Annotated in this window: 17 protein-coding genes; 7 read left to right on the forward strand and 10 right to left on the reverse strand. The window is 72.2% G+C overall.

Going from position 1 to position 23,250, the window contains the following annotated elements; all coding sequences use genetic code 11:
• The first annotated feature begins 222 nt into the window (after nucleotides 1–222).
• The 3 genes from AB0I22_RS19110 (at nucleotide 223) to AB0I22_RS19120 (ending at nucleotide 5,690) form a co-directional block, all read left to right on the forward strand.
• The gene (locus AB0I22_RS19110) at nucleotides 223–2,823 is read left to right on the forward strand and encodes a bifunctional FO biosynthesis protein CofGH (protein ID WP_363131973.1); all 2,601 of its coding nucleotides are present in this window, start codon (nucleotides 223–225) and stop codon (nucleotides 2,821–2,823) included.
• Between the two features lie 327 nt (nucleotides 2,824–3,150).
• A complete protein-coding gene (locus AB0I22_RS19115) occupies nucleotides 3,151–4,050 on the forward strand; it encodes a hypothetical protein (protein WP_363131974.1) in 900 nt (299 codons plus the stop codon).
• A gap of 314 nt (nucleotides 4,051–4,364) precedes the next feature.
• Nucleotides 4,365–5,690, forward strand: coding sequence for a hypothetical protein (locus AB0I22_RS19120; protein ID WP_363131975.1), 1,326 nt, complete (start codon nucleotides 4,365–4,367; stop codon nucleotides 5,688–5,690).
• Nucleotides 5,691–5,711: 21 nt separating this feature from the next.
• Here the strand turns inward: AB0I22_RS19120 and AB0I22_RS19125 are convergent, their stop codons facing one another.
• On the reverse strand, nucleotides 5,712–5,969 hold the full coding sequence (locus AB0I22_RS19125) for a hypothetical protein (RefSeq protein WP_363131976.1): 258 nt from the start codon (nucleotides 5,967–5,969) through the stop codon (nucleotides 5,712–5,714).
• Between the two features lie 221 nt (nucleotides 5,970–6,190).
• On the opposite strand from AB0I22_RS19125, the gene AB0I22_RS19130 reads away from it, so the two are divergent.
• Complete coding sequence (locus AB0I22_RS19130; protein WP_363131977.1) at nucleotides 6,191–7,309, forward strand: ADP-ribosylglycohydrolase family protein; 1,119 nt, start codon at nucleotides 6,191–6,193, stop codon at nucleotides 7,307–7,309.
• Between the two features lie 259 nt (nucleotides 7,310–7,568).
• On the opposite strand, the gene AB0I22_RS19135 is transcribed toward AB0I22_RS19130, so the two are convergent.
• The 3 genes from AB0I22_RS19135 to AB0I22_RS19145 form a co-directional block, all read right to left on the reverse strand.
• Nucleotides 7,569–8,039: an NUDIX domain-containing protein gene (locus AB0I22_RS19135; RefSeq protein WP_363131978.1), complete on the reverse strand. Its 471-nt coding sequence runs from the start codon at nucleotides 8,037–8,039 to the stop codon at nucleotides 7,569–7,571.
• Between the two features lie 166 nt (nucleotides 8,040–8,205).
• Complete coding sequence (locus tag AB0I22_RS19140; protein WP_363131979.1) at nucleotides 8,206–9,759, reverse strand: sodium:solute symporter family protein; 1,554 nt, start codon at nucleotides 9,757–9,759, stop codon at nucleotides 8,206–8,208.
• A gap of 388 nt (nucleotides 9,760–10,147) precedes the next feature.
• Nucleotides 10,148–10,930, reverse strand: a complete 783-nt coding sequence (locus tag AB0I22_RS19145) for an SDR family oxidoreductase (protein ID WP_363131980.1) — start codon at nucleotides 10,928–10,930, stop codon at nucleotides 10,148–10,150.
• 129 nt (nucleotides 10,931–11,059) lie between these two features.
• On the opposite strand from AB0I22_RS19145, the gene AB0I22_RS19150 reads away from it, so the two are divergent.
• Complete coding sequence (locus tag AB0I22_RS19150; protein WP_363131981.1) at nucleotides 11,060–11,902, forward strand: hypothetical protein; 843 nt, start codon at nucleotides 11,060–11,062, stop codon at nucleotides 11,900–11,902.
• Nucleotides 11,903–12,173: 271 nt separating this feature from the next.
• Here AB0I22_RS19150 and AB0I22_RS19155 read toward each other — a convergent pair whose 3' ends face one another.
• The 3 genes from AB0I22_RS19155 to AB0I22_RS19165 form a co-directional block, all read right to left on the reverse strand.
• Nucleotides 12,174–12,380 (reverse strand): DUF397 domain-containing protein, encoded by a 207-nt coding sequence (locus AB0I22_RS19155; protein ID WP_363131982.1) that lies wholly within the window; start codon nucleotides 12,378–12,380, stop codon nucleotides 12,174–12,176.
• 192 nt (nucleotides 12,381–12,572) lie between these two features.
• The gene (locus AB0I22_RS19160; RefSeq protein WP_363131983.1) at nucleotides 12,573–13,436 is read right to left on the reverse strand and encodes a helix-turn-helix transcriptional regulator; all 864 of its coding nucleotides are present in this window, start codon (nucleotides 13,434–13,436) and stop codon (nucleotides 12,573–12,575) included.
• Between the two features lie 465 nt (nucleotides 13,437–13,901).
• Entirely contained in the window at nucleotides 13,902–14,681 is a 780-nt protein-coding gene (locus AB0I22_RS19165) for a GPP34 family phosphoprotein (RefSeq protein ID WP_363131984.1), read from the reverse strand.
• Between the two features lie 246 nt (nucleotides 14,682–14,927).
• Here AB0I22_RS19165 and AB0I22_RS19170 point away from each other — a divergent pair, with 246 nt between their 5' ends.
• Together AB0I22_RS19170 and AB0I22_RS19175 are read left to right on the forward strand one after the other, a co-directional pair.
• Nucleotides 14,928–17,498 (forward strand): D-alanyl-D-alanine carboxypeptidase, encoded by a 2,571-nt coding sequence (locus AB0I22_RS19170; RefSeq protein ID WP_363131985.1) that lies wholly within the window; start codon nucleotides 14,928–14,930, stop codon nucleotides 17,496–17,498.
• 183 nt (nucleotides 17,499–17,681) lie between these two features.
• Nucleotides 17,682–19,604: an MFS transporter gene (locus AB0I22_RS19175; RefSeq protein ID WP_363131986.1), complete on the forward strand. Its 1,923-nt coding sequence runs from the start codon at nucleotides 17,682–17,684 to the stop codon at nucleotides 19,602–19,604.
• A gap of 15 nt (nucleotides 19,605–19,619) precedes the next feature.
• On the opposite strand, the gene AB0I22_RS19180 is transcribed toward AB0I22_RS19175, so the two are convergent.
• From AB0I22_RS19180 to AB0I22_RS19190, 3 genes are read right to left on the reverse strand one after another with little or no spacing between them, the layout of a single operon-like run.
• On the reverse strand, nucleotides 19,620–20,894 hold the full coding sequence (locus AB0I22_RS19180; protein ID WP_363131987.1) for an ABC transporter substrate-binding protein: 1,275 nt from the start codon (nucleotides 20,892–20,894) through the stop codon (nucleotides 19,620–19,622).
• On the reverse strand, nucleotides 20,891–21,823 hold the full coding sequence (locus AB0I22_RS19185; RefSeq protein ID WP_363131988.1) for a hypothetical protein: 933 nt from the start codon (nucleotides 21,821–21,823) through the stop codon (nucleotides 20,891–20,893). Before AB0I22_RS19185 ends, AB0I22_RS19180 begins: the two co-directional genes overlap by 4 nt.
• Nucleotides 21,820–23,250: a VWA domain-containing protein gene (locus tag AB0I22_RS19190; RefSeq protein WP_363131989.1), complete on the reverse strand. Its 1,431-nt coding sequence runs from the start codon at nucleotides 23,248–23,250 to the stop codon at nucleotides 21,820–21,822. Before AB0I22_RS19190 ends, AB0I22_RS19185 begins: the two co-directional genes overlap by 4 nt.

Raw genomic sequence — 23,250 nt, forward strand, 5'->3', positions numbered from 1 at the left:
ACAGGCGTGAACGTCGGCGCGGGCGCGCCCCACCCGTCCGCCCCACCCCGTCCGCCCCACCCACGTCGCCCCGCCCACCCCACCCGCTCACCCCGCCCGCACCAGACCGGAATCGCGCCCTCCCGCACACCTGGAGGGCGCCTCCATCTGACGTGATCAGCTCCACACAAACGGCCCGCCCGTCGCAGTCTCCGTGTCAGTGCTCGCTCGTATCCTCAAAGGATGACTTCGAGCGCGCAGCCACCCGACCAGGCCGCACCGACCGCCAACGCCATGCGTCGTGCGCTCAAACGGGCCCGCGACGGCGTGGCCCTGGACGCCGCCGAGGCCGCCGTGCTGCTCCAGGCGCGCGGCGCGGACCTGGCGGACCTCACCGCCTCCGCGGGCCGGGTGCGCGACGCCGGCCTCCAGGCCGCGGGCCGCCCCGGCGTCATCACGTACTCGCGCAGCGTCTTCATCCCGCTCACCCGGCTCTGCCGGGACAAATGCCACTACTGCACCTTCGTCACCGTCCCCGGCAAGCTGCGCCGCGCCGGACACGGGATGTTCATGTCCCCCGACGAAGTTCTCGACATCGCCCGCCGCGGCGCCGAACTGGGCTGCAAGGAAGCGCTCATCACCCTCGGCGACAAGCCCGAGGACCGCTGGCCCGAGGCGCGCGAGTGGCTGGAGGCCGAGGGGTACGACGACACCATCGCGTACGTACGGGCCATGGCGATCCGCATCCTGGAGGAGACCGGACTCCTCCCGCACCTCAACCCCGGCGTCATGTCCTGGACCGACCTCCAGCGGCTCAAGCCCGTCGCCCCCTCCATGGGCATGATGCTGGAGACCACCGCCACCCGCCTGTGGTCCGAGCCCGGCGGCCCGCACTACGGCTCCCCGGACAAGGAGCCTGCCGTCCGGCTGCGCGTCCTGGAGGACGCCGGCCGCTCCAACGTGCCGTTCACCAGCGGCCTCCTGATCGGCATCGGGGAGACGTACGAGGAGCGCGCCGAATCCCTCTTCGCGCTGCGCAAGACGGCCCGCGCCTACCACGGCATCCAGGAACTCATCATCCAGAACTTCCGCGCCAAGCCGGACACGGCGATGCGCGGCATGCCGGACGCCGAGCTGGCCGACCTGGTCGCCACCGTCGCCGTCACCCGGCACATCATGGGCCCCGCCGCCTGTCTCCAGGCCCCGCCGAACCTGGTGGACTCCGAGTACGCGCAGCTCATCGAGGCCGGCATCGACGACTGGGGCGGCGTCTCGCCGCTCACCCCCGACCACGTCAACCCCGAGCGCCCCTGGCCGCAGATCGACGAGCTCGCCGAGCGCTCCGCCGCCGTCGGCTTCGAACTGCGCGAACGGCTCGCGGTCTACCCCGAGTTCATCCAGCGCGGCGAGCCCTGGCTGGACCCGCGGCTGCTCCCGCACGTACGGGCGCTGGCGGACCCCGAGACCGGCCTCGCCCGCCCGGACGCGGTGGTGGAGGGCCACCCCTGGCAGGAGCCCGACGAGGGCTTCTCGCTGGGCGCCTCCGGCCGTACGGACCTGCACCACACCATCGACACCGAGGGCCGTACGGCCGACCGGCGCGACGACTTCGACGACGTGTACGGCGACTGGGAGGCGCTGCGCGAGGCCGCGGCCCCCGGCATGGTCCCCTCCCGCATCGACGCGGACGTGCGCGCCGCGCTGTCGGTCGCCGCCGACGACCCGACCCGGCTCACCGACGCCGAGGCGCTGGCGCTGCTGCACGCCGACGGCCCGGCGCTGGACGCGCTCTGCCGCATCGCCGACGACCTGCGGCGCGCGACCGTCGGCGACGAGGTCACGTACATCGTCACCCGCAACATCAACTTCACCAACGTCTGCTACACCGGCTGCCGGTTCTGCGCCTTCGCCCAGCGCCGCACCGACGCCGACGCGTACACCCTCTCCCTCTCGCAGGTCGCCGACCGCGCCGAGCAGGCGTGGGAGGTCGGCGCGACCGAGGTGTGCATGCAGGGCGGCATCCACCCGGACCTGCCGGGCACCGCCTACTTCGACATCGCGCGCGCCGTGAAGGAGCGCGTGCCGGGGATGCACGTCCACGCCTTCTCCCCGATGGAGATCGTCAACGGCGCGTCCCGTACCGGGATGTCGATCCGCGAGTGGCTGGCCGCGGCCAAGGAGGCGGGGCTCGACTCCATCCCCGGCACCGCCGCCGAGATCCTCGACGACGAGGTCCGCTGGGTCCTCACCAAGGGCAAGCTGCCCGCCGCCACGTGGATAGAGGTCGTCAAGACGGCGCACGAGCTGGGCATCCGCTCGTCCTCCACGATGATGTACGGGCATGTGGACCAGCCGCGCCACTGGCTGGGGCACTTCCGGACGCTGGCGGAGATTCAGCGGGAGACGGGCGGTTTCACCGAGTTCGTCACTCTCCCCTTCATCCACACCAACGCCCCCGTCTACCTCGCGGGCATCTCCCGCCCTGGCCCCACCACCCGTGACAACCGCGCGGTCACGGCCATGGCCCGGGTCCTGCTGCACCCGCACATCACCAACATCCAGACCAGCTGGGTCAAGCTCGGCACGGAGGGCGCCGCCGAGATGCTCCGCTCCGGCGCGAACGACCTCGGCGGCACGCTGATGGAGGAGACCATCTCCCGGATGGCCGGTTCCTCCTACGGTTCGTACCGCTCGATCCAGGACCTCGTCGCCATCGCCGATGCCGCGGGACGCCCGTCCCGTGTCCGTACGACGCTCTACGGGGAAGTGCCCGAGGAGCGGCAGACGGCGGCGCGCGCCTCCGACGGCCACCTGCCGGAGCTGCTGCCGGTGCTGGGGGACTAGGGACCGCTGTGGCGGCTGCGGCGGTTACGGTTCCGTTGCCGTGCACAAACTGGCTGGAAACCGATGGGTGCATAAGGTGTGCGGATGTCTTGGCCGCAGAATCCGCAGAATCCTCAACAGCCCGATCAGCCTCAGCAGCCGCCGCAGGCCCCACAACAACCTCAGCAACTCCCGCCCCAGCCCCCGCCCCCACAACAGCCTCCGCAGCAGCCTTCGCCGCAGCCGCAGGGTTTCGGCCCGCCGCCGGTGTGGGGGCCGGGAGCTCCGGCGTACGGGCCCCCGGGCCAGGCGCCCGGCCTCGGCGGCCCCGGCCCCGCCGGCCCTGGCATGGGCGCCGCCGGTGTTCCGGGCCCCGGCGGTCCCGCCGGTCCCGGTGCTCCGGGTCCCGGTTCGCAGCCGCCCGGCGGCAGCGGCAAGAAGGGGCTGCTCGCGGCCGTAGGCGCGGTGGTGGCGCTCGCGGTCATCGGCGGCGGGGTGTTCCTGCTGACCAGCGGGGGCGACGACAAGAAGTCCGACGAGGCCGGGGACAAGCCGAAGTCATCCGCCTCCGCCTCCCAGGCCCCGGCCGGCGGCGGGAAAGGCCCCTCGGGCGCGCCGTCGGGCGCGCCCGACGAGGCCACCGGCGACAAGCCGATGGTCACGGGCTGGCAGACGCAGACCCGCGACGAGCACCACTTCCGCTACGACGTGCCCGGCAAGGCCGACAAGTGGCAGACCTTCTCGCCGGACCAGGCCCTCGCCTACAACGACGACCAGGGCAAGCCGATCGTCGTGATGACCGGCACGTCCAACTACCGCGAGGGCGGCTGCGCCTCGACCGCGAACCCCAAGGCGTTCGGCGAGGCGGGCAAGGGCCAGCTCGCCACCGTCGGCACCACGGGCGGCTCCAAAGCGGGCTCCCTCACCGAGAACGCCCGCAACTGGGCCGGAAACTGGGGCTTCGCCGCGTACGGCGGCCCCGGCAACAAGCCGAAGGTGAAGGTCGGCCCCGCCAAGCCGTGGAAGCACAACGGCATCGACGGCTACACCGCCACCGCCGAGGTCACCATCGCCAACCGCGCCAGCAAGTGCGTACCGGCCACCGCCGTCGCGCACAGCATCGCCCAGAAGCTGCCGGACGGCACCATTCACGGCTGGGTGATCTACGCGGACCAGGGCGTCCCCAACGCCCTGTCCAAGGACCAGATCACCAAGATCATGAACACGGTCCGCCCGACGGCCCCTTGACCCCCGTCACCTGTTCCGGGGACGCCGCCCCGGAACAGGTGACGCGTCTCCGCACCGCCGTCGCCCCTGTTCGCGCCCGGAACTCAAGGCGCAGGATTCGGTGCCCGGGATCCGAGCGGTCCCATTGGAACGGTGAGGGAAGATAACCCTCCTACCCAACCCCAAGTAGGCGGTGGACCAGGGGATATGACTTTTGGTGATCGAGTCGCCACGGAGGGATGTGAGCGTGTACGGTGCCGCTCAATGAACGACCCCCGGAGGCGTTGGCGCGCCTGTCGGGGGTCTGTCCACGAGAGATCGACTCAAGGATCCCCATGGCTTCCCCAGACTTTAGCGCCAACGCCTCCGCGACGGACCTTCGCCCCCGGATGGCGGCAGTCGGTTACGGCAAGCGCGCCATTTCCGGCCAAGGTCCCCGCAAGGCGAGCGATTTCGCGCATCTGCCCAAGCGGGAGGCGGCCATCGCCTCGTACATCGACCGGGTGCCCGACGGCACCTGCATCTCCATCAAGGCGCTGGCGGCGCAGCTCGACTACGGGCAGTGCGCCCTCGGCACGGCCCTGCGGCGGCTGGCGCTGGAGGGACACCTGAGGCGGTTCACGGAGCGCCTGGAGGGCGGAAAGCACGTCACCCGCACGTACTTCTCACGAGCGCCGCGCAGCGACGCGTGGTGGGCGGCCTGCCAGCGCGGGCAGGACATGGACGGCTGGCAGGAGCCCCAGGCCCGCCCCCCGTTCGTCCCCGAGGCGGAGAGCGTGCCCGTCCCCGAGGCGGTCGTGGAGACCGTGCCACGGGCGCAGCGCGCTTACGCACTGCTGATGCGGCTCGGCGAGCACGACCGTCGGCTGATGCTCTCCGCCGCCGAATGCCGGGCGCTCCAGCCGCTGGTCGAGGAGTGGCTCAAACGCGATCTGTCCGGGACGTACTTCACGACGCAGATGGTGTCGGGGCTGCCCCCTGAGGTGGGCGCGCCCAAGCGGTTCCTCGAAAAGCGCATCGAGATGAAGATGCCACCCGTACGAGAGGCCCCTCGGCGCACTCCGTTGCTCCTTGAGTGTGTCGTCTGCCGGGCCCCCGGCCGCGCGGAGGCGCTGACGGGCGGCGTGTGCGACGGCTGCTACGGGGGAGTGGAGGGCACGCCTCCGCCGGTGCGGGTCGGGGTGGACAGGGGCGTTCCGGCTGTGGCGAGCGATAGGGCGGTGGCGGAAGGCCGGGCGGCACCGGGCGTTCCGGCCGCACCGGCCGGCCCGTCGGTGGCGGCCGGCCCGTCGGCGGCGAGCGGCCCGCCGGTGGCGAGCGGTGTGACGGTGGTGAGCGGTGTGACGGTGGTGAGCGGTGTGACGGTGGCGAGCGGAGTGACGGCTCGGAGTGGTATGGCGGCCCCGGGCGGAACGGCCGCCTCCGGCAAGGCCACCCCAGGCAAGACGGCCTTCAGCCGGACGGCCCCCGGCAAGGCGGCCTCGATCAAGATCGCCTCGCACTTGGTGGACTCCCTCCCGGACACGTTCCTCCTGAACCGGGCGGTCGTGGACCCCACGGCCCTCGACCGGACGGCCCTGGCACGGGTCGACGCCTACGTGCACCGGCGCGCGTCCGACATCCGCGAGGCCATGCGTGAACGCCGGGCCCGCGCCCAGTAGCGGGGCCGCCCGCCGCCCGCCTCATCCCCCCTCGTTCTCCGTTTCGTGCTGCAAGATGCACTGCTGCCAGCGCGCGAGGGCCTCCTCGCGGTCGCCGCCGCTCTCCTGGGTGGCGGAGATGAGGGCGTCGGCGGCCATCGCCGCCAGCCGGACCGCGATCCGGGAGACGTCGCGGGCGTCCAGCGGCTTGAGGAGCTCCACCGCGCCGTCGCTGTCGCCCGCGAGGGCGCAGGCGACCACGGCCATGGTGATGCGGTCACTCTCGAACGAGTCGGACATACCCAGAGCATGCCCGCCTCCGGGCGCGCTGATCGTCCGGGCGCACTGTCGCCCGTACCGCAGATCGGCCGGAAGCGACCGGTGGCGGTCTATTAAAGTGCTGAGGCGGTTCGGTACCTGACAAGTGCCGGGCGTACGTCATACGGCTGACCATGGCCGATGGAGACAGCCGGCGGGACGGGAACAGCCGACAGAACCAGCCGACGCAAGGAGGCGAAGGCGTGAGCGCGAGCGCGACTACAGCCATATGGGGCCGCGTCGAGCAGCAGGACTTCCGCAGCCGGGTGCGCGGCGCGCTGCTCGGCGGTGCGATCGGGGACGCCCTGGGCGCGGGCATCGAGTTCAACTCCCTGGCCGACATCCGCGCGAAGCACGGTGCGGAGGGCGTCACCGACTACGTACCGGCGTACGGGCGGCGCGGGGCCGTCACCGATGACACCCAGATGACGCTCTTCACGGTGGACGGGCTGATCCGGGCGCAGGTGCGGCGCGACACGGGCGCCTGGCATCCGCCGACCGACGTGCACCGCGCCTATCTGCGGTGGGCGGCCACCCAGCGGGACTGGGGGCCCGACGAGCGCGAGCCGGACGCCGGCTGGCTCGCCCGCGAGGAGTGGCTGTACGCGCAGCGCGCGCCGGGCCGCGCGTGTCTGTCGGGGCTGGGCGACGAGACGATGGGGACGGTGGAGCAGCCGAAGAACCCGGACTCGAAGGGGTGCGGGGCCGTGATGCGGTCCGCGCCGTTCGGGCTGCTGGTCGGCTGGGAGCCGGACTTGGTCTTCCAGCTCGCCGTGGAATGCGGTGCGCAGACGCACGGGCACCCCACCGGCTATCTGGCGGCGGGCGCGTTCGCCGTCATCATGCACGGGCTGGCGCGCGGTGAGTCGCTGGACGGTTCGGTGCAGCGGGCGCTGGCCCTGCTCGCCGCGCGCCCGGGTCACGAGGAGACGACGGACGCGCTCAAGCAGGCGCTCGGGGCCGTACGGCAGGGGCTGCCCTCGCCGGAGCGCGTCGAGTCGCTGGGCGAGGGGTGGACGGCCGAGGAGGCGCTGTCGATGGGCCTCTACTGCGCGCTGGTCGCCGAGGACGTACGCCATGGGCTGCTGCTGGCCGTCAACCACGGCGGCGACTCGGACTCCACGGGCTCCATCTGCGGCAACCTCCTCGGGGCGATGCACGGCGAGACGGCGCTGCCGCCGGGCTGGCTCGCTGAGCTGGAGGGCCGGGCCACGGTGCTGGAGCTGGCGGACGACTTCGCGATGGAGATGACGCAGGGCGCGGCGCTGCACGGCCCGGCGGGTTCGACGGCGGCGTGGCTGGAGCGGTACCCGCGCGCGTAGAACGGCCCAGGTCGACGATGCCTTGTCCGACGCCGGTGCGGGGCGGTGCCCGCGCGCGTAGAACGGCCGGGTGAGCAGCAAGTCGACGTGCTCGCGTAGCAGAGCGGTACCCGCGCGCGTAGAACGGCCTTGTTCCAGCGAGGTCGCGGCCCGCTCGTGCACGAGCGGTACCCGCGCTCGTAGGCGGCCCCATATGTGCCGGGAGTTTGCACGGACCAAGACGAGCGGCACCCGCACGCGTAGAACGGCCGGTCTCCGGCTACCGGTTGCCGCCGCTCGTCGTGGTCCAGCGCGGATCGGCGCGCCCCAGCCACGCGTCCTGTTCGTCGGCCAGCGGCTGTACGAGCGGCAGCGGGCGGAACCGGCAGGCGAAGGCGAGGCCGGCGTCGCCTCCGTCGCCGGTGACGTGATGGGTCCAGGCGTCGGCGGTGTCGGCCGGGGCCTGTAGGTGGAAGAAGGTGGTCCGGCGCGGCTGCCCGGTGTCGGGGTGCGGCTTGTCCTCTACCGCGAGCCGCCGCACCACGGCGGCGGTCGGCAGTCCGGTCTCCTCGGCGACCTCGCGGAGGACGGCTTCCTCCGCCGCTTCGCCGGGACGGACCCCTCCGGCGGGCACTTGGGTGCCCGCCTCCGGTATGCCGATGTGGTCGAAGACCAGGAGTTCGGGGACGGTGTGGTGCCGGATCACGTACGCGGCGACACGGATTCGCGGGCGGGGCCGGGGGAGGGGCATCCCGGCAGTATCGGCGGTCCGGTCCTCTCCCGCCGCTGATTTCCCCGCCGGACCGCTGGAGACCGAGCAGGTGGCGGCGGAGTACGTGCCGGGGCGGTTGCCGCGTACGGGCCCGGCACGTGCCCCGACGCGCCGGGGAGAAGCGTTCGTGGCGCGCCTTCCCGGGCTACTCCGCCGACCTCGCCACCGTACGGTCCGCACGGTCCTGTTCGGGCGTAGCCGCCGCCGCGACCCCGGCCCCGTCGTCGTCGGTGTTGATCTTCGCGATGACGGCGTCCCGCTCCGGGGTGTCCTCCGGCTTGATGAAGCCGATGAGGATGAAGAGGACCAGCGAGGTCGCCACCGGCGTCACGATCTGCACCTGGAGCGAGAGCCCGCCGATGCCGTAGTTCGTCAGCCAGAAGCCGAAGAGGCCGACGGCCCAGCTGATCAGGGCGGCGGTCGGGCCGGACTTACGGAACGGGCGCAGGAGCCCCAGCATGAAGGGGATCGCGATCGGGCCCATCAGTCCGGCGACCCACTTGATGACGATGGTGATGATGTCCTTGAAGGCGGGCGAGTTGACCTGGGTCGCGATGGCCATGGACAGCGCCAGGAACGACACCGTCGTCACGCGGGCCGCGATCAGCCCGGTCCGCGAGGTCCACTGGCGCGCCCTGCGGGAGAGTACGGGCGCGATGTCGCGGGTGAAGACGGCGGCGATGGCGTTGGCGTCGGAGGAGCACATGGCCATCGTGTGGGAGAAGAAGCCGACGACGACGAGGCCCAGCAGGCCGTGCGGCAGCAGTTGTTCGGTGAGCAGCGCGTAGGAGTCGGAGGCGTCCGGCTTCTTGGCGTGGACGAGGAGCGGCGCCACCCACATCGGGAAGAAGAGGACCACCGGCCAGACGAGCCACAGGGCCGCCGACAGCCAGGCGGAGCGCCGGGCGGCGTGGGCGCTGGAGGTGGCCATGTAGCGCTGCGCCTGGTTCCACATGCCGCCGTTGTACTCGAAGGTCTTGATGAAGAGGTACGCGAGGAGGAACGTCACCGTGTACGGCCCGGCCGTCGGGTGGGTGTGGCCGGCCGGGAGCTTGTCCCATACGGTCCACAGCGCGCTGAACCCGCCGAGTTTGCCCAGCACGGTGACGAGCATCGCCACTCCGGCCAGCAACTGGATGATGAACTGCCCCAGTTCCGTCAGCGCGTCGGCCCACAGGCCGCCGACCGTGCAGTAGACGGCCGTGATGACGCCGGTGACGAGGATTCCCTGGTTGAGGGAGGCGCCGGTGAAGACGGACAGCAGCGTCGCGATGGCCGCCCATTTGGCGCCCACGTCCACGATCTTCAGCAGTACGCCCGACCAGGCGAGGGCCTGCTGGGTGGGCAGGTTGTAGCGGTTCTTGAGGTATTCGAGCGGCGAGGCGACGTGCAGGCGTGAGCGCAGCCGGTTGAGGCGGGGTGCGAAGAGGTTGGCTCCGATGGCGATGCCGACGGCGATCGGGAGCGACCAGGTGACGAAGGAAGTGATGCCGTACGTATAGGAGATGCCCGCGTAGCCGGTGAACATCACGGCGCTGTAGCCGGACATGTGGTGCGAGATGCCGGACAGCCACCAGGGCATCTTGCCGCCGGCGGTGAAGAAGTCGCTCACGTCGCCCACGCGCTTGTGGGACCAGACGCCGATGGCGACCATCACGCCGAAGTAGCAGACGAGTACGGCCCAGTCGAAACTGTTCATGCCCCCTCCAGGGGTCCGCCTTGTGAACGGGAGCGCGCTTCGTCAGTACGTCCGTACAGGCGGCGCCCCCGTGCGGGAGCGGGGACTTCCGGGATTGAACCGCTTGTCCGGGTGGCCGGTCAAGGGTGTTCACGGTCAGGGATGTGAACGCAGGTCAGAAAGCAGAACGTTTTTGCTCGTTCTTGACCTCCTGGGGCGTTGTCCCGAACGTGACCCCGACCACACGATGGGCGGGCACTTCGTCAGTGGTGATCCGCCGGTCGGCCGGGCCGGCGGCGGTGACGTACGGGATGCGGTATCCGGTGCGGACCGGAAGCGAGGGGAGGGAGGGGAGGGAGAGGGGAGGATGTAGTCGTGCGTGAGCTGAGGGGCCCTCGGGCGGCCGCTGTCAGCGCATCAGTTCGCCGGCGTTGACCAGCAGCGACTGCCCGGTGATCGCGCGCGCCCGGTCGGAGGCCAGGAAGGCCGCGGCCTCCGCCACGTCCCCGTCCGTCGCCAGCTCCGGCAGTGCCATGCGGCCGGCCAGCCGGCGCAGTACGTCCGCCTCCGGGATGCCCTCGGTGAGCGCCGCGTGCCGTACGTACGCGCGTACCGGCGGGCCCCACATCCAGCCGGGCTGCACGGTGTTCACCCGTATCCGGTGCGGGCCCAGCTCGCGGGCGAGCGAGTACATGGCCGAGACGAGCGCGCCCTTCGAGGCGGCGTAGGCGGCCTGCCGCACCTGGGTGGGGGCCGCGACCGAGGACTGGGTGCCGATCAGCACGACCGAGCCGCCGCGCTCCTTGAGGGCGGGCAGGCAGGCGCGGGTCATGCGCAGCGCGCCGAGCAGGTTCACGTCGAGCACCTGCCGCCAGGCGTCGAAGTCGGCGTCCTCCAGGCCGCCGAAGTGGCTGTCCAGGGCCGCGACATGGACGACGGCGTCGATGCCGCCGAACCGCTCCACGGCGAGCGCGGCGAGGGCGCCGCACTGCTCCTCGTCCGCCACGTCCGTCGCCCGCCAGGCGCTGCGCAGGCCGTCCGGGTTCAGCTCGTCGGCGCATTTGGCCAGTTGGGACTCCGTGCGCGCGCCGAGCGTGACGGTGGCGCCGTCGCGTACGCAGGCCGCGGCCACCTGATGGCCGAGGCCGGCGCCGACGCCGCAGATCACGACGGACTTCCCGGTCAGTGGCATGGGCCCTCCCGGCTCGCGGCACACGATGTGACGGGCAGTCAGGTTAGAGGGTCCGGGCCGGGAATGGCAGAGGGCGTGCGGTGTGCGATGACCATCCCCATCTGACGCAGCATCAGCTATAGCTGTGCCATGACAGACGACACCCGCGGCGAGCTCTACGGACAGCTCGCCGCCACCGGCCCGTACGGCGTACGCCCCGGGCACGCCCTGATCACCATGGTCGAGCCCCACCCGGGCCACGAACACGCCTACAACCGCTGGTACGAGGACGACCACTACATCGCCGGGGCGATGGCGATGCCCTGGATCTACGCGGGCCGCCGCTGGGTCGCCACCCGCGACCTCCAGGCCCTGCGCTACCCGCCGGAATCGGCCGTCGCGAACCCCGTCACCGCCGGCTGCTACCTCTCCACCTACTGGATCACCGAGGGCCGCTACGACGACCACATGCGGTGGACCGTCGGCATCAACAAACGGCTGAATAGCGACGGCCGCGTGTACCAGGACCGTACGCACGTCTTCACGGCCTTCCAGGACCACGAGGCGACCGTGTACCGGGACGGCGCGGCCGGGCCGCGGGACTTCCACGCGCTCGACCACCCGTACGCCGGCCTCGTCCTGGAGGTCGTCGACACGGACGAGCCCGCGCGGCGGGCCGACCTGCTGCGGTGGCTGACCGCCGACTGCCTGCCGAAGCGGCTGGCGGGCTCCCCGGCCGCGATGGCGACCGTCTTCCGGCCGACGCCGCTGCCCGGCGACCGGATGTCGTACGTGAAGCAGGTCGAGGGCGTCGACACCCGGCTGACCGTGCTGTGGTTCCTGGAGCGCGACCCGCGCGAGTGCTGGACCGGGCGCTTCGACGGGCTGGGCGCCGAGGTGGCGGCGGCCGGGCTCGGCGCGCGGGCGGAACTGATCGCGCCCTTCATACCGACCGTCCCCGGCACGGACCGGTACGTGGACCAGCTCCGGTAGCGGTACGCGCCCGGCCCCGGCCGGGCGGAGGGCGGGCGGCCCCCGGCGGGGACCGAACCCGGGGCGCCGCCGCGCCCCGGCCCCCCGGTCCCATGGCCACCCGTCGTACGTCCGTGTGCGCGGACGCGCGGATGGACGCGCACACGGCCGAGCCCCCTCGGCCGGGACGGCGGGCCAGTCGAGAGGGCTCTCTGCGTTGTTGCGGATCGCTGTGCGCGGAATTGCTGTTTCTACGGTGTGCTGCGGTGCTGCTGGAGGGCGGAACCCGTGATCAGAGCTCGTACGTGCCTTCGCCGACGGTGCCGAGGAAGGCGGACCACGCCTCGGAGGTGAAGGTGAGGACCGGGCCCTGCGGGTCCTTCGAGTCGCGGACGTCGATGGACCGGGTCAGGGGGGTCGCCACCTCCACGCAGTTACCGTTCACACCGGAGTACGACGACTTCCGCCACATGGGCTGGGCGCTGTGCGACTGCTTCATGTTCACTCCGCGAAATTGCAGTTCGATGAGAAGCTGTCGCTTCTCGACGTGCTGACGACGCTACGCCGCAACATCGCTGGAGTGCAGAGGAGTTCACCCGACCGGATGGCATATGTCAGTTGAGTCTTCCGTGCCCCGTGGGCAAGGGTGTACGGTACCGCCCTCACGGATCGCCGGGCCCTCGGGCGGCCCTCAGAGCGCGTATTCCTTGGTCACGTCCTGGATGAACTTCCGCGTCTCGTCCGCGTTCAGGGCCTGCGCCCGCAGGTGCTCGTACATCACTCCGTACTTCTGCACGTCCGAGTGCTTCTCCAGATACAGGTCGCTGGTCACGCCCTCGATATAGACGGTGGTCGAGTCCGAGGGATCGTCGAATTCGAGGACGGAGAACGTGCCCGTCATGCCGGGGTGCGAGCCGACGGAGTACGGGAGGATCTGGAGCGTCACATGCGGCATGTGGCTCAGCTCGATGAGCCGCTCCAACTGCTCCCGCATCGTCTGCCGGTCGCCGACGACCCGCCGCAGGGCCGACTCGTCCAGGACGGCCCAGAAGCGCAGCGGCCGCTCCGGGGCGTGCAGCCGGTCCTGGCGGCGCAGCCGCACGCCGACCCGGTTCTCGACGTCGTCCATCGACGCCTCGGGCCACATGCCGCGGATCACCGACTCCGCGTACTGCGGGGTCTGGAGCAGGCCGGGGACGATGAGCGACTCGTAGTTGCGGACCGAGACCGCGTCCGCCTCCAGCCCGATGTAGACGCTGTAGGTGGGGGAGAGGGTGCCGAACGCGTGCCACCAGCCCTGTTGCCGGGACTCCTTGGCCATTTGCATCAGCGATTCAACCAAGTGCTGATCCTGGACCTCGTAGACCCCGCACAGGTCCCGCACATCGCGCTGGCTGATGCTGCGGCGGCCGTTCTCCAGGCGGCTGATCTTCGACTGGGAGACCAGCAGGCGGTCGGCCACCTCCTCCGCCGTCATGCCCTTCTCCTCGCGGAGCCTGCGCAGCTCCTGGCCCAACCGGCGTCGGCGGACGGTGGGATTGACACTGGACGCCACGGGGACGCACCTCCGGCTCCGTACTGCTGAAATCTCCTGCTGCTGTCATCTCCTGCTCGGCAGCCTGCCACCACTCCCGGCCGCCCCGCTGGGAAATGGCCACACGGAGTGCGGGCGCGGTATCCGCGCGTGCACACCCGGGCATACGCGCGCGGGGCGGCGGGCGGCCGTCGTCCGGGGCGGCCGGCCCACCACCCCGCGCGCTGAATGCGGCTCCCGAACCGGGTCATGGGGACTTCGGTGCGGTCGGTGGAGCGGATGTGAAACGGATACTGCCGGGTGGTGCTGTCGGTCCTGCCAGGTGCTGCCGGTACTTCTGGGTGCTGCCTGTCCTGCCTGCCCTGCCTGTCCTGCTTGTCCTGCTTGTCCTGCCTGCCCTGCTGGTGCTGCGGATGCTGCTGAGGCCGCCAGTACCGCCAGGGGCTGTCGGTATGGCTGGTGCGGCCCCGTGCGCCCTTGTGGGGCTCAGCGGGCCCCGACGCGGGCCATGGCCCCGCGGTGCGCCGTCTGGAGGCCGACTCCGGCGGGTTCCGCCGTGGCCCGGGCGGCCGGCTGGCGTCCGGAGACGCCGGGTGCGCCGCCGCCCGCGCCGTTCGTGGCCGGTGCGCGCCGCGGCTGGGCGGCCACCCCGTTCTGCACGTCCATGACGGCGTGCGCCACGAGCCCGCCCATCGGGTCGTGCCTGATGAGATCCCGGAGCCGGGAGCGCGAAGAACGCCCCTCGTTCCCGGGGTAGAGGTGCTTGCCGAGACCGACCGCGTGGGCCAGCGCGGCGAGCGCCGCGGTCCGCGGGTCCGGCGGTACGCCGGTGCGGATCGCACTGTCCAGCCGGGCCCTGATTTCCCGGCTGATGGCCGTCTCCGTCGCCTGATAGCGCGTCGTCGGCAGCACTCCGCACATCTGGCCCGCGACGGCATGGACCATGCCGCACCGCTCCAGATGCGTGAGATACGTCTGGCGGAGCCCAAGCCTGGGCCCGCCGATCCAGTGGACCGCGCGCACCGGGCTGCCGCGTCGCCGCAGCAGTTCGAGCGCGGAGTCCAGCGTCGGATCTCCTGTCGGCCGTGGCATCACCACGGCGATACGATCCCCGTCTGGGGCTATCCGTCCTGCCAGAGCCAGCTCTACTAGCTGGGCCCCGGCAAGGCCGAGGTCGAGCGACTGCGGCTGCGCCGTGGTACCCGTGGCCGGGTCCAAGGCGAGCAGCAGAAGCTCCTCCGGAATTGTTCTGCGGCTCCTGCCCATCCATGCCTCCCCGCGTGGATGAATGACAGGGTGACCCCTCTCACATTCATCTGTCGAGAGCGCGTGGTTGCTTCGGGAGGGAACCGGTAGGTATGTCGTTCTCGTCTAGCAGGTGGGCGACGGCCTCTGACGGTGCGGCTGCACAAAGCTGCGGCGGCGACACAGGACACTGGTAGACATTCAACACGGTTGGCCCGCGGGACGTGGACGCGATCGGGCGTCGGGCGTCCCGCGAGGCATATCGCGATGTATTTCGAGGAGGCATCGGTGGCGGGCGAGTCCCCCGACAGGTCGGAGCAGCGGAAGTCGTCGGGGGAGAACGATCCGGGCGCACGCGACCCGAGGGTCGCGGTCTTCCGGGCGTCGGACTCCGAGTCGGGTTCCGGGTCGGAGTCGAAGGCGGAGGCCGCGGGGCCCGAGGGGTCCTTGGACCCGCGGGCGAACGTGCCCGCCCAGGACCCGGGCGAGGCAGGCGCGGACGAGGAGCACGAGACGGCCCCCGAAGAGCCGGGCGAGGCGCGCCCGGTGACCGGGCGGGACGACGGCACGGCGACGGACACGGCAGACACGGCAGATACGGGAGCCGGTTCGGTGGCGGGCCCGGGCGACGGCGGCGAGCCGGGCGCCGAGCGGGCCAAGGGCGTTACGGGTGCAAAGTCCGCGGCTGCGGACGAGCCCTCGGGCGACTCTCCCGAGGCGGAATCCGGCGAGGAGGCCGCGTCCGGGTCCGAGCCGGGCCAGGGCGAGGACGCTCCGCCGCGTGACGCGCGGTTGCGCGCCGCTGTCGCGGCGTGGGTCGCCAGCGCGGGCACTGAGGGTGAAGACCCTGAGAGTGGTGAGAGCGCCGGGGGAAAGAAGGAAGAGGAAGGTTCCGCCGCCCCTGAGAAGAAGGCGGAGGAGCAGCCGAAGGCCAAGGGCGTCGACCGGCCGACAGCGGTGTTCAACACCCTGCGCTCCAAGGAGACGGAGCAGCCGGAGAAGTCCGACGGCTCCGAGGAGACCGCCGAGCCGAAGGACCCGAAGGACTCGGATGCCCCGGACGACTCGGAGGAGACGCCCAAGGACCGGCCGACGGCGACGCTCAGGAGGCCCGTCGACCGGCCGACGACCACGCTCAAGACGCTCGGAGCCACGGGCGACAAGGGCGGCGACAAGAGCGGCGCCCCCGAAGCCGGCGACGGCCCTGAGAACAGCGGCCCTAAAAACAATAAGGACAAGGGTGGCGACGCCCCGGCCGCGGCCAAGCCCGGGGCCGAGTCCGACTCCGAGCGTACGAGCCAGTTCGTACCCCTGAGGTCCTCGGACGCCCCGCCCGCGAAGCCCGCGTCGGCCAAGCCCGTACCGCCGCAGCCCGCCGCGGCCCCGAACGCCCAGGCGCCCAACGCCCAGGCTTCCAACGCCCAGGCCCCGAACGCCCAGGCCCAGCCGCCGGCCGCGGCGGGGCAGGCCGCCGGGCCGCAGGCGATGCCGCCGTCCGAGCGGACGACGCAGCAGCCGCTGCCCTCCGGCGAGGCCCCGGGCGGCGGCCAGCAGATGCCGCTGGACCTGCTGGCGCAGCTGACGAACACGCCGCCCCCGGCGGAGACCCCGGTGCGCACCGTCGTGCGGCGGTTCAAGATCTGGACCCCGCTGGTCATCCTGCTGCTGATCATCTTCTGCGTGGTCCAGGAGGTCCGTCCGCTGCCGGACGCGACCCTGAGCCTGGGCGAGAAGAAGGCGTACACGTTCGGCGGCGAGAAGTTCCAGATGCCCTGGCCCGACCAGGGGCAGGCCGCCGCGAAGGTGGTGGGCGTGGGCGACATCGGCACGTTCGGCCCGCAGAAGCCGGTGCCGACCGCGAGCGTCGCCAAGGCCATGACGGCCCACCTGATCCTCCGGAACCACCCCCTCAAGAAGGGCGACAAGGGCCCGAAGATCACCATCGACGCGCAGACGGAGAAGGGCGGCACGTCCCAGGACGAGTCCAAGGTGCCGGTGAAGGAGGGCGAGCAGTACACCGAGTACCAGATACTGGAAATGCTGCTGCTCCCGTCCGCCAACAACCTCGCCCACAGGCTCGCCCGCTGGGACGCGCAGTCGGAGGAGGCGTTCGTCAAGAAGATGAACGAGGAGTCCAAGCGCCTCGGCATGACGAACACGACGTACACCGACCCGAGCGGCCTCGACCCGGCGACCAAGAGCACCGCGGTCGACCAGACGAAGCTGGCCGAGGAGGCGATGAAGGACCCGGTCTTCCGTGAGATCGTCGCCATGCCCAACGTCCTGAACGACCCCAAGCTGCCGGACAAGCTGTTCAGCACCAACCACACGCTGGGCTACTACGGGATGAACGGCATCAAGACCGGCTCCAGCACCCCGGCCGGCGGCACGCTGATGTGGTCGGCCAAGCGGACGATCGACCACAAGGAGCGGCTGATCGTCGGGGCCACGATGGACCAGCACGCGAAGGGGATCCTCGACAACAGCCTCCAGCTCGTCCAGAACAACAGCAAGCGGATGGTCAAAGCGGTCGCGGACGCGATGACCTCAGCTGTCATGGTCAAGAAGGGCGACGTGGTCGGCACCGTGGACGACGGTCTCGGCGGCAAGACGCCCGTAGTCGCCACCAAGGACCTGAGGGGTGTCGGCTGGCCCGGCCTCACTGCCGAGCTAGCGATCGACAACGGCGGCAAGGCGGTGCCGCACTCGGCGAAGGCCGGGACGGTCGTCGGCGAGCTGACGGTCGGTACGGGCCCCAACCGGCAGAAGGTGCCGGTGGCGCTCCAGAAGGACCTGGCGGAGCCGTCGTTCGGCGCGAAGCTGACGCGGTTCTCCTGATCGGTCCGGTGACCGGTCGGGTTCACCGATGCGGCGTGGCGGCGGCCCTGCTCCTGGGAGCGGGGCCGCTGTCCTGTAGCGTCGCGTCGGTTGTACGGCTCGACCGGCCGTACCGCCCACTACCGCCGAGGACCGGGACGGCGTGAAGATGGGGAGACCTCGGGGGAGACGGGGAGAGCCGTAGTGACCACCGTGGGGCCCACGCGGCCAGGCAGCACCGGCGATTCGGAAGACGGCCCGCGGGAGCGGCCGGGCGAGGCGGAGCAGCCGGGCGGGGTGGACGAGCCGGAGGCGTCGTCGTCGCCCAAGTCGCCCAAGTCGTCGAAGCCGTCTAAGCCGTCGAAAGCGAGCCGCTGGGCCGACGCGGCCCGGTTCCTGGCGCGCCCCGTTCCCGCTTCCCTGCTCGCCGCCGGGGTGCTGCACCTGCTCTGGGTGTGGCTCTTCGCGAACAGCGGCGGCGACCTCGCGGCGCAGGACGCCTGGGCGGAGTTCGTCGGCCGGCATCCGGCCTCCGCGTACAACCTCGCCTGGTACGGCGGGATGCACCCCGTCTCGTACAGCGTGATCTCGCCGTATCTCATGCACATGCTCGGCGTGCGCACGACGATGATCGTCGCGGGCACGGTCTCGGCCGGGCTGCTGGCGCTGCTGCTGGTGCGCAGCCGTGCCGTGCGCCGGCCGCTGTGGCCCGGCCTGTACGGGGCGTTCGCGCTGACCTGCAACGCGGTCTCGGGCCGGGTGACGTACGGGCTCGGCGTGATGTTCGGGCTGGCGGCGGTCGCGGTGATCTTCGCGTGGCCGGTGCGGTGGCGGTCCGTGCGGTGGGAGCACAAGTGGGCGCGGGCCGCGCTCGCGGGGCTGCTGGCGGCGCTGGCCACGGCGTCGAGCCCGGTGGCCGGGCTGTACGTCGGGTTCGTGGCGGCGGCACTGTGGCTCGGCAAGCGCCGGCCGGCGGCGTACGCGCTGGGGCTGCCCCCGGCGGCTGTGGTCGCGCTGTCCGCGTGGCTGTTCCCGTTCTCCGGGCAGCAGCCGATGTCGTTCCCGTCGGCGGTCCTGCCGCTGCTGAGCGGCGTCTTCGGGTTCGTCTTCGCGCCGAAGCGGTGGCGCACGGTGCGGATGACGTCGGCCCTGTACGTCCTCGGGGTGCTGCTGGTCTGGCTGATCCCCTCGCAGATCGGCACCAACATCTCCCGGCTCGGGATGATCTTCAGCGGGGTGCTGCTGGTCGCCGTGTGGACCGGGACCGAGCGGCCGCCGCGCCGCGAGCTGCTGCGGACGGGCCGGGGCCGCAAGTGGATCGCGATGATCCTGGCGCTGGTGACGGTCACGGCCTGGCAGCTGGCCAACTCGATCGGCGACGCCGTCAACACGACGCCCGCCGCGTCCTGGGCGCGGGAGCTGGCGCCGCTGGTGGACCGGTTGCAGAAGGTCGACGCCGAGCGCGGCCGGGTCGAGGTCGTGCCCGCCCGCAGCCACCGGGAGGCGTCCGCGCTGGCCCCGTACGTGAACCTGGCGCGCGGCTGGAACCGGCAGGCGGACCGGGAGCGCAACCCCCTCTTCTACGAGGAGGGCATGCTGACCTCCGCCAGCTACCACGAGTGGCTGGGCCGCTGGGCGGTGCACTACGTGGTGCTGCCGACCGGCGAGCCGGACAACGCGGCCGAGGCCGAGGCGAAGCTCGTCGCCGCAGGTCAGCCGTATCTGCGCGAGGTGTGGTCGGACGCCAACTGGAAGCTGTACGAGGTGAGCGCGCCGACGCCGCTCGCCGACCCGCCGGCGGTGGTGCGGCGCGCGGACGCGGGCGAGCTGACCGTCACGGTGAAGAGCGCGGGGCCGGTGCGCATCCGCATCCCGTACTCGCCGTGGCTGGGCCTCGTCGACAAGGACGGCAAGGCGGTCGAGCCCCCGAAGGAGGGCAAGCACCACGAGCCGCCCGTCAACGTCAACGGCTGCCTGACCAAGCAGGTCCAGATTCCCAAGGACGAGCGGGAGCCGGAGGACGCGTGGACGGTGCTGCACGCGCCGCACGCCGGTACGTACCGCGTCGCCGCCCCGTACAAGTTCCCGCGCGGGACGATGTGCCCGGAGGGCATGCCGCTTCCGTAGCTCCTGCCCGGCGGTTCATCCGCAGATGTGCGGCAGCCAGGGCGCGTCGCGCACCCGCTCCCGGACCCGGTCGAGTTCGCGGAGCAGGGCGGTCAGGTCCTGGCCGGGGTCGCTGAGGAATTTGAGGACCGCCCGCTGGAAGGCGGTGCGCAGCGGCGGCGGCATGGAGTCGGAGGCGTCCAGGCAGCGGGCGCCGGGGGTGCGCAGTTCGGCGGCGGCGCGCCGGGAGGCCGCGTCGGGGTAGTGCACGGAGCGGGGCAGCGAGGTGTTGACGAAGAACGGGGGGCGGGCGCCCTCGGGCGGGTCCGCCGTCCACGCCGTGCGGGCCCGGTCGGACGCGAGGTAGCGCATCAGCCGCTCGGCCTGCGGGGTGGCGTGGAACATCGCGGCGAAGTCGGCGGAGACCTCGTGCGCGGTGGAGCGGCGGTCCGCGCCCGGCAGGACGCGGGCGGAGTCGGTGAAGTCCGCTGCCAGGCCGCGGGGGTAGGAGCCGCGGATGAAGGTCCCCTGGTGTTCCATGGCGCACTTCGGCGTGGGTCCCGACATGCGCTGTCCCGCGCCGCCGAAGCCGAGCCGCAGCGCGTCCTTCGCGGCGCCGTCCCGGAAGACGCCGCGGAACGTCTTCCAGGCCGCCGCCAGTTCGGGCGAGGTCCACGGCAGCTCGCCGGCCGCCCACTTCTCGTACACGCCGCGGCCGCGCTGCTGGAGCAGGATGTCCTCGATCCAGTCGGTGCCGGGCCAGCCGGAGGCCGCGCCGTCGCCCATGCCCGCGCACCAGCTGCGGCCGTCGGCGGCGAGGGCGGCCAGTTCGCCCGGCTCGTGGCGCTCGGTGTCGTACCAGACGATGCTCTTGAGGTCGGCCTTCACCGGGAAGGCGTAGGCGTGGCCGTCGAACTCGGGGGTCCACAGCGGGTCGAAGGAGTCCCATCGCGCGCGGTCCAGGACGCCGTCGAGGCTCTTGAGTGCCTTCTTCCGTACGGCGTAGTCGGCGACCTCGCCGGCGCTCGGCAGGATCGCGACGTCGGGCGAGGCGCCCGCGCCGACCTCGGAGAGCAGTACTTCGCGCAGCGCGGTGGTGCCCTGGTAGTCGACGTTGACGCCGCTCTCGGCGGTGAAGTCGGCGAGCACCTTCCGGAACGCCGTGCCCTCGGCGCCGGTCCAGGTGGCGAGGACGGTGACGCTGCCCGCGGCGCGGGAGCGGGCGTCGCCCGCGCCGATGGCGCACACGGTCAGCAGCCACAGGACGAGTACGGCGGCGGTGACGTTGCGGGGCCGGGGCGCGGTGGTCATCGGGGCTGGAACCGGTACTCGTCGATGCGGGGCTGCATCCCGGCGAGCACCAGCGCCGCCAGGGCCGTGCCGCCCAGCGGGATCAGTCCGACGACGCCCGCGCGCCAGTGGGTGTCCTGCATGGTGTCCTGCACCTCCGGGAGGACTTGGGGGGTCGAGGAGCTCGCTGTGCGGGTGGTCAGGAGGGTACGGGCCGACTCCAGCCGGTCCTGGGTCTGGACCGTGAACAGGGCCAGCGGGAACAGGACGGCCAGGAGCGCGGTCGCGGTGGCGAGGAAGGGGTTGACCAGCCGCCTGAAGTGCCGGCGCAGCCGGCGCTGGGTGTCCACGAGCAGCAGGGCGAGGGCGGCGAAGAGCGCGCAGGCCGCGATCCAGGCCAGCCACAGCACCCAGCCGAAGGACGCCTGCCGGTCCAGCACGCCCAGTTGCCGCCGCTGGAGGGCTTCGAGGCGGTCGAGGATGCCGCTGCTGCCGCCGGACCGCAGCATGTCGCGGGCGTAGCCGAGGTAGGCGTCGCGCAGGACCGGGTTGTCGCGGTTCACGTACGCCTGCTGGACGAGGTCGGCGTAGGAGGAGACCAGGCCGGTGGTGGTGCGCAGGTTCTGGCGGCCGGGGTCGCCGGCGACGGTGCCCTTGACGGCCTGGGCGAGGTTCTGGTCGGCGGTGGACAGTGCGCTGCGGTAGTCCTCGCCGGGCCCTTCGATGTCGGCGGTGTCGTGGCCGAGCCCCTGCCGGGCGCTGTCGTAGGACTTGGCGAGGGTGTCCCGTACGGACGAGATCTGCACGATGGCGGGGGCCGTGCCGCCGGTGACGGCTCCGGAGTTGCGGCTGACGCCGTAGTAGGCGGCGAGCAGCACGGCGAAGGCCAGCGCGGTCAGCGTCAGCAGGGTGGTCAGGCGGCGGACGAGGAAGGCGCGGGTGCCGCTCATGCGGGGGGCTCGGCGCGCAGCGGGCTGTCGCACTCCTCGCAGTACGCGGCGTCGCCGGGGTTGACGCGCCCGCACACGGCGCAGGCGGCGTCCGGCGGGGGCGCCGCCGGCAGGCCCTGGGGCGGCTCGTCCTCGGCGGCGGGCGCGCGGCGGCTCTCGTCGTTGATGACGAGGATGGAGTTGAGGTCGAGGCCCTGGATGCCGTCGAGCAGCTCCACCTCGCCGGCGGCCGCGTCGACGATCCGTACGAGCCGGGCCAGCCGGGCCAGCACCCTGCGGTCGCCGGTGGCGTGGGCGAGTTCGGCGGCCCGGCCCCACAGCCGCCGGGCCGTCTCGCGGTCTCCCCGGTCGTACGCCCCGCAGCCCTCGGCGACGGCCTCGGCCAGCTCGGCCTGGGCGTCGTAGTGCGCGACGCTGGGGTCCGCGGAGAGGAAGGGCGGCGGGTCCTTGGTCCAGCGCACCAGGACGGAGGCCGCCTCGGGCGTCGGGGGCGCGGCATCTCCCGTCAACTCCAGCTGTACTGAAGCGAGTTCGACGTCCTGGTCCACCGGGTCGCCGGCCGGGTCCGCCGCCAGGCACACGTGGTACTCGCGGACCTCGTCGCCCCAGGCTGCGGCGCGGTACGACCAGGTGCGCCCGTCGGCGTACGCGCCCTGCCCGGTGAGGTCGGCGCGGGTGGGGTGGACCTGTCTGACGAACCGCAGTTCGCTGCCCGCCCGGTGCCGGATGACGAGGCGCACCTCCGCGAGGGCCTTGGCCATCGCGCTGCGCACCAGCGTCCGGAACTCCGCCTCCAGGTCGGAGTCGTCGCGCACCGCGTCGGCCCGGCCGTGCAGATCGGCGGCGATCCGCCGCAGTTCGGCCTGGTCCCAGTCCTCGCCGATGCCGCGCGCGTCGCAGATGAACCGCTCGGCGCAGTCGGTCAGCACCTGGTCCAGCCGGCCGGGCGGATCGTGCTCGTTCTTGCCGTCGGTCAGCAGCAGGGTGTGCCGGATCGGGACGCGGTGCGCGGCGTGCAGCTCGCCCGCCCGCTCCAGCCAGCTGGCGATCGCGGTGCCGCCGACAGCGTCGAGCCGGTACGCGGCGCGGACCGCCCGCTCCCTGGAGTCGGGCCCGGCGACGGCGAGTTCGCCGTCGGCGGGGAAGGCGACGCGGGCGTGCTCGGTGCCCTCCACGATGGCGAAGCGGGTGCCGTCGCGGAGCAGCTGGACGGCCGCGGCGGTGGCCCGCCGGGCGGCGGCGATCTTCGTCGGGGGCCAGCTCATCGAGGAGGAGCAGTCGATGACGATGACCTCGCTGGCGTCGGTGTGCGCCGCCGCCGGGCCGAGGCCCCGGGCGGCGACCGTCACGATGGCGTGCATCTCGCCCCGCCCCGCCGCGGCCGGCAGGTACTTGTTCTGGTGCACGCGCACCGTGATCTCGCTCAT

This window comes from Streptomyces sp. NPDC050610 (genome assembly GCF_040654875.1).
Taxonomy (GTDB): domain Bacteria; phylum Actinomycetota; class Actinomycetes; order Streptomycetales; family Streptomycetaceae; genus Streptomyces.